Here is a 5,171-nt window from a genome sequence, read left to right as displayed (position 1 = left end):
GCGGGCCTGCGCTTGTTCCAGCGAAGAGATTTGGTCAATTAGTGCGGTCATAGTCTTCCTCTGCGTGGGTTTCACCCGCTATCTTCAGCCCCCACCACGTTACGGCGGGCGCCAGCAATACGTTTAGTGCCAGCAGCGAGGCCATGACCTGCGCCGCGGCCGGGCCGAGGCCCGAATAGATGCCGAGCGAGTTATCGACCATCAGCGTGCCGAAACTCACCAGCGAGCACATGGAGAAGGCCATCGCATTCTTCTTCTGCGTGCTCCACGCGCCACTGCCCAGGAAGGCAATGCGCGTGACGAACATGCGCGCGGCGAAAATCAGCAGGGCCAGGCCGAGCGTGGTGACGTTGACCAGCTGCTGCACTTCGACCAGCGCGGCGGACATCATGAACAGCAGCGCGTAGCCGATATCCAGCCCGGTCTTGACCTGGGCCTGGAACACGTTGTCGCGCTTTTCGGCGTTGCGCAGCAGGAGTCCCATCAACAGCAGCGAGAGCAGGGCGCTGGACGAGGTGACCGAGCACAGTCCCAGGTCCATCAGCAGCACCGCGAGCAGCATGCCGGGCCGCTGGCGCGCCGGGGCACGGGTAGCGCGGGTCACGACGGCGTACAAGCCATAGCACGCCAGTGCGATGGCCGCGCCCAGCGCCAGCTTGATCAACTGGTCGCCCAGCTCGGCGGCAAAGCTGGCCGCAGCGGCGTCCTGCACCTTGATCCACGCCAGCGCCGGTCCGAGCGCCAGCAGCGCGATCACGTTGCCGATGCCGACCATGTTGGCGCCGGCGAAGGTGGCGACGCCGCTGGCGTTGGAATCGGCCGCCATCGACGCGAAGATGATCGGGCTCGCCGCGATCAGCACCACCGCGATGAAGGCGGCGTCGCCGTGCGGCAGCCCGAAGGCGGCCAGGCAGGCAAACGTGACCAGCCCGCGTAGCAGGCTCGCCACCACCAGGCTGGCGCCTTCGCGCCCGCTGCGCCACAGCCACTGCAGGTCCATCTTGCGGCCGACCTCGAACAGCACCAGTGCGGTGGCCGCGTTGAACAGTTCCTGGAACTGCGACAGCAGCGCCGTATCCACCAGTCCCAGGCCGCTGACGCCGACGATCAGGCCCGCGATCACCGCGCCATACAGCTTGGGGAAGCCGCGCGCGGCCACCACCTGCCCAAGCAGTTGCGCCAGCAGCAGGCCCGCGCCGACGATGGCCAGCGGCGAGAACAGCCAGGGCATCAGTTCGAAAATCTTATCGTTCATAGGTTGCGCTCCAGATGGTGGCGATGCTGGCCAGTTCCTGTTCGATGGCGCGCACCGAGTTGGAACGGGCTGCAAGCCCGGCCGGCGTGTCGTAGCGCGCCGGAAGGTTTGCCACCACCTGGGCGCGCAGGGCGCGCTCCTCGTTCTTCAGCGGTATCCAGATCTGGCCCGTGACGGTCGCGCGCTCGGTCCAGATGGCGGTGTACTTGGCGCCAGCATGGCGGCCGCCGCCCTGCAGGTCGAGCATGCGGAACGGCGCCACGAAGGTGGCGGACGGATAGCGGCGCGCCAGCCGGATCTGCATCGCGGCGCGCTGTTCGAGGCGCGCGTCTTCGCGGGCGTAGGGCAGCGGCAGCGGAATGTCGGCCGCCGCCAGCGTGGTCAGGCGCAGGCATTTGCCGTCGCTCTCCCAGCGCCAGCCGTCGGCGCCGATCTCACCGGCGCGGCCATTCAGGTTGCGCTCCCAGACCGCCAGCATCGCATCGTTGGGCGCCGGATCGGCGCCGCGCAGTGCCGACGCCGACTTCACCAGCTTGTCCCAGCGCGCCTGCTGCCAGGCGCGGCTTGCCGGCCGGGGCGACGGCGACCATGTCCACTCGGTCGCAGTCCAGCCGGCGCCGCTCGTTTCGACGATCGCGATGCGCTCCCTGCCGGCGTCGGCGCCAGCCGCCACAGCGTGCGACTTCCACGCACTGCGCCAGGCCGCTCCGGGGCTGGCCGGTGCCAGGCCGTAGCGGTGGCGCTGCCAGGCCAGCCATTTGGCCGGGCGGCCAACGCAACTGGCGGGCGCCTCGGCGCCGGCCACCTGCCAGCGGCGCATCTGCAGCCGCCCCTGCCATACGCACTGCGCCGGCGCTTCCTGCCATCCGGCGGGGCCGGCAACGGGATCAGTCGGACACTTGCGCGGCCGGTGCTGGGCGATGCCGACAAAATCGACGGCGCTGGTTTCGGCCTGCTTCACGGGGGCGCGGCGCGCGGCGGCGTGCAGCGACAGAAAGGACAGCAGTGCCAGCAGCGCCAGCCGGAATATGCATGCGTGGGACAGGACCGGGAAAGTGAAACGCCATCAAGTTTCATCCCTTTGTTTTCCTGAAGACGAAAGGCCCGGCGAGAACAGGGCCTACCGGATTCATTTTTTTGAGCGGATGGCGTACCTGGCCACCGATCAGGTTGCGGGTATAAGATGCCGGCCGGAAGGTCAATCATAATGCGCCGCTGCGGGCATGTGCGGCACGCGGGGTAGGGTACGGGACGGGACTGCGAGCAGGATGGAACGCTGCACCCGTTCAGGTATGCGATCCGGCGCATCCGACAAGATCGTAAAATGGAGTCACAGTCGAATTATACATTTGCACAAATATGATTGCCACACATATGTGTTTCATGCACAATGGCTCGGTGGCAATAGTGTCCCTGGAGGGGTACTGTGGCCACCTTATTGCGATGGTGTAATTCCGCCCCGGTGAGCTCGCCGGGGCATTTTTTCGGCTGCCCAGCCCTGGAGGTGCAGGGGCGATCAGGTACTAGCCGGCTTGCCGCGCCGCGATGCTGTGCATCGCACGGTTGACCAGCTCGTTCAGCTCTTCGCAGGCAAGCGCGACCAGCAGGAAGCGCTCGCGGAGGTCCTTGGTTTTTTTCGAGTTGCCGACCTCGATTTTCTCATGCAGCAGCCCGTACATCGACAGCTTCGGTGCGAACGGACCTACCAGGGTATAAAGATCCGCCGGGTTCGCATCGTAACCGCGCTGCAGCGTGAGTTTTGGTGTCGGAGGTCCGCCATCCTGCAGGCTTTTCCATTCGGCTTGCAGTAGTTCCACCTTCACGAAGCGGTGCACGGACGGAGCGCCGGCGCTCGCCGTGGCCGCGTCACGCTCCAGAAGGACTTTCCGCATCCACGCGTAGCGCTCGTTCCTGGCCAGTAGATTCATCCAACTGTTGAATTGACGAAAATCCGCGTCATTGAAAACCTTCTGCACCGCCCTGCAAAACTCATCGATAAACGCATCCTGCCGCCATTTGCTCGCCCGTGAAACGATCTTGTCTTTAAGGAAGTCCTCTACGGCGCCCTTAACCTTGTCGCCGATGTATTCCAGGGCCGCGCCGCCTGCGGCATTCTATGCCGCCTGGGTAGCGAGGGTGGTGAGCATCGCCATCACATTTCCGAGAGGTGTATCTTGGCGCCGGCCGGATCAGCCTCAAGCCGCTCGATCAGGCGCGCCAAGTCGCCTTCGAGCCGGTTCAGGGTGTCGAGGTCGAGCCCGGCCAGCGCGCTTGGCAGCACGCCGGTGAACGGCGCCGGCGCGGATGCGAGCACGGCCGCGCCGGCAGGCAGCAGGCTGAGAAGGACGATGCGGCGGTCCTTGTCGTTGCGCGCCGCCTGCACCAAGCCACGTTCCATCAGGGTCTTGACCAGGTTGCTGGCGGTGGATTGGTGCACGTCGAGCGCGCGCGCCAGGTCGTTGACGCCGATGCCCGGCGAGGCGGCGATCTCGCTCAACGCCCATAGCTGGGCGCCGCCGATGCCGGCATCGCGTTCCACCTGCCGGAAATGGGTTTTCACGGCGTTGAACACGATGCGGAACTGGCGCAGTACGCGCGAGGCGGCCGGTCCGTCGCCGGCGGGAGTCAGGCTGGGTTCTGGGGGCGGGTTTTGCATGTCCGAATCATAACGGAAAACCCTGCCGCGACACAGCTTTCGGCGGCTCAGTCGCGTTGCCAGCCGCCGCCCAGCGCACGGTATAAGTCGATCACATTGTTAAGCTGGTTCTGGCGCAGGGTGACCGCATCGAGTTGGACCTGGTACAAGGCTCGTTGCGCGTCCAGGACCTCCAGGTAAGGCGCGTAACCGGCTTGATAGCGGTCGCGCGCGAAATCGAGGGTGCGCGCCAACACCGCGCGGCGCTTTTGCGAGTGTTCCATCTGTTCCTCCAGGCGACCGACGCCACCCAGGGTGTTTTCGACCTCGCCGAATGCGGCCAGCACCGTTCCGCGGTAGGCGTACGCAGCCTGGTCGCGCTGGGCCGTGGCCGCATCCACTTGCGCGGCCAGCCGGCCGGCGTTGAAGACAGGCGCGAGGATGCTGCCGCCCAAGCTCCATATGGTTTCCGGATTGTAGTCAAGGCCGTTGGTCAGCAGGGCTCCAATGCTGGCGCTCAGGTTCACCTGCGGCATGAACGCCGCGCGGCGCGCGTCGAGCGCCGCGTCGGTGGCGGCCAGCAGGAGTTCGCGCTGCACCACGTCGGGGCGCCGCACCAGCAGCTCGGACGGCAGCGCCGAAGGCAGTGCGGGCAGCCGCAGGGCGGGCAGCGACGCCGTGCGCGCGATGGCGCCCGGCGCTTCGCCGGTCAGAACGCGCAACGCGTTCTCCTGCCGCCGAACCGCCAGTTCGAGCTGGGGAATCGCCTGCAGCACAGCCTCGTGTTCGGACTGGGCCTGCGTCAGCTGCAGCTGCGAGATGTAGCCGACGCGCGCCTGGTCGGACGCCAGCCGCAGCGCCTCCGCGCGGGCATCGGCCGTGCCGCGGGTGATCCGCAATTGTTCATCGAGGGCCAGCAACGTGACCCAGGCGCGCGCCGTGGATGCCGCCACCGCCAGCGCCACGCCGTCGCGCTCGGCCTGGCTGGCCAGGTACTGCAGCGACGAAGCGCGCGATTGGGCGCGCACGCGGTCCCACAGGTCGAGCTCCCAGCTCGCCTGCAGCTCCGGCTGGATGCTGCGGTGGGTGGAAATACCAGTTGGTCCGAGCGAGTGGCTGGCGCCGATGCCGGCGCCTGCGTTCAAGGTCGGCAGGCGTGCCGAGTCTGCCGCCTGCGCCAGGGCGCGCGCCTCGTCCACCCGCGCGATCGACAGCAGCACGTCGGTGTTGCGCGCGAGTGCCTTGTCCACCAGTTCGTTCATCGATGCGTCGCCGAAGGCG

The 5,171-nt window shown here is 66.9% G+C and carries 5 protein-coding genes; all 5 read right to left on the bottom strand.

All coding sequences use genetic code 11. The features are described from left to right. Nucleotides 1–34 precede the first annotated feature (34 nt). Nucleotides 35–1,255, bottom strand: coding sequence for a cation:proton antiporter domain-containing protein (locus tag D3872_RS04995; protein WP_119809757.1), 1,221 nt, complete (start codon nucleotides 1,253–1,255; stop codon nucleotides 35–37). Further along, the gene (locus tag D3872_RS04990) at nucleotides 1,245–2,216 is read right to left on the bottom strand and encodes a hypothetical protein (RefSeq protein WP_119809756.1); all 972 of its coding nucleotides are present in this window, start codon (nucleotides 2,214–2,216) and stop codon (nucleotides 1,245–1,247) included. The genes D3872_RS04995 and D3872_RS04990 overlap by 11 nt, the downstream gene beginning before the upstream one ends. Before the next feature lie 562 nt (nucleotides 2,217–2,778). Then, the gene (locus tag D3872_RS04985; protein ID WP_119809755.1) at nucleotides 2,779–3,231 is read right to left on the bottom strand and encodes a hypothetical protein; all 453 of its coding nucleotides are present in this window, start codon (nucleotides 3,229–3,231) and stop codon (nucleotides 2,779–2,781) included. 176 nt (nucleotides 3,232–3,407) lie between these two features. Further along, nucleotides 3,408–3,911, bottom strand: a complete 504-nt coding sequence (locus D3872_RS04980) for a MarR family winged helix-turn-helix transcriptional regulator (protein ID WP_119809754.1) — start codon at nucleotides 3,909–3,911, stop codon at nucleotides 3,408–3,410. 47 nt (nucleotides 3,912–3,958) lie between these two features. Next, nucleotides 3,959–5,171, bottom strand: a 1,213-nt coding sequence (locus tag D3872_RS04975; protein ID WP_119809753.1) for an efflux transporter outer membrane subunit, incomplete at its 5' end; no start/stop codon positions are given.

The organism is Massilia cavernae, assembly GCF_003590855.1.
GTDB classification, from domain to species: Bacteria; Pseudomonadota; Gammaproteobacteria; order Burkholderiales; family Burkholderiaceae_D; genus Telluria_A; species Telluria_A cavernae.
The sequence above is the reverse complement of the archived record's forward strand: the minus strand, read 5'-3'. Positions and strand labels throughout refer to the sequence as shown.